General features: G+C 72.0%; 1 protein-coding gene. It reads right to left on the reverse strand.

Annotated features, from left to right (window positions below):
- The coding region (locus tag CCN35_RS26645; protein ID WP_086794621.1) for a lysine N(6)-hydroxylase/L-ornithine N(5)-oxygenase family protein at positions 1 to 1363 on the reverse strand (1363 nt) is incomplete at both ends.

A 1363-nucleotide genomic window follows, 5' to 3' on the forward strand; every position in this document is an offset into this window, starting at 1 on the left:
GGCGGGACCTGGGGCCGCTTCTGCTCGATGCCGAAGGTGGTGAAGGCGGTGCGGGCGGGCAGCGGATAGGTCCGGGTCCCGGTCACCGCGTTGAGGATGGTGGCACTGCGCCAGGCGGCGAGGCCCAGGTCGGGGGCGCCGACGCCATGGGTGTGGCGTTCGGCGTTCTGCACATAGATGTGGCAGCCGGTGGCGGTGATGGAGGGGTCCAGGACGAGACGGAACTGCTCGTCGATGCGCGGGCGTTCCTTGCTGTCGCGGTGCAGATGGGGCTCGAGGGCGGTCAGCAGGGGGGCGAGGGGGCGTTCGCGGTAGCCGGTGGCCAGGACGACGGCGTCGGTGGTGAGGCGGGCGCGGGTGCCCTGCTGGATGTGTTCGACGTGGAGTTCGATCTGCGAGGTGGCGAGCCGGCCGGCGGTGCGGACGCGGACACCGGGGGTGAGGACGGCGTCGGGCCAGCCGCCGTCGAGGGTGCGGCGGTAGAGCTCGTCGTGGATGGCGGCGAGGGTGTCGACGTCGATGCCCTTGTGGAGCTGCCACTGGGCGGCGACGAGCCGGTCGCGCACGGGCTCGGCGAGGGCGTGGAAGTAGCGGGTGTAGTCCGGGGTGAAGTGCTCCAGCCCGAGCTTGGAGTACTCCATCGGGGCGAAGGCCTCGGTGCGGCCGATCCAGCGCAGCCGTTCCTCGCCGGCGGGGCGGTGGCGCAGCAGGTCGAGGAAGATCTCGGCGCCGGACTGCCCGGAGCCGACGACGGTGATGTGTCCGGCCGCGAGGAGGGTGTCGCGGTGCCGGAGGTAGTCGGCGGCGTGGATCACGGGGAGGCCGGGGGCGTCCGCAAGAGGCTTGAGCGGGGCGGGCACATGGGGCTCGGTGCCGATGCCGAGGACGACGTTGCGGGCCTGGACGCGGCCGAGGGCCTCGATCTCGCCGTCGGGGCCGAGCCGGGTGAAGTCGACCTCGAAGACGCGGTGGTCGGGGTTCCAGCGGACGGCGTCGACCTGGTGGCCGTAGTGCAGTGCGGGCAGGTTCTCGGAGACCCAGCGGCAGTAGGCGTCGTACTCGGCGCGATGGATGCGGAAGCGCTCGGCGAAGTAGAAGGGGAAGAGCCGGTCGTGGGTCCTCAGATAGTTGAGGAAGGACCAGTCGCTGGTCGGGTCGACGAGGGTGACGAGGTCGGCGAGGAACGGCACCTGGACGCGGGCGTCCTCGACGAGCAGACCGGGGTGCCAGTGGAAGCCGTGGCGCTGCTCGTAGAAGGCGGTGCGCAGGCCGGGGAGGGGGTGGGCGAGGGCGGCCAGGGAGAGGTTGAAGGGGCCGATGCCGACGCCGACCAGGTCGTAGGGCTGGTGGGGGGTGTGCGGGG

Origin of the sequence: Streptomyces thermovulgaris (assembly GCF_002155915.1) — a bacterium.
Classification (GTDB): domain Bacteria; phylum Actinomycetota; class Actinomycetes; order Streptomycetales; family Streptomycetaceae; genus Streptomyces; species Streptomyces thermovulgaris.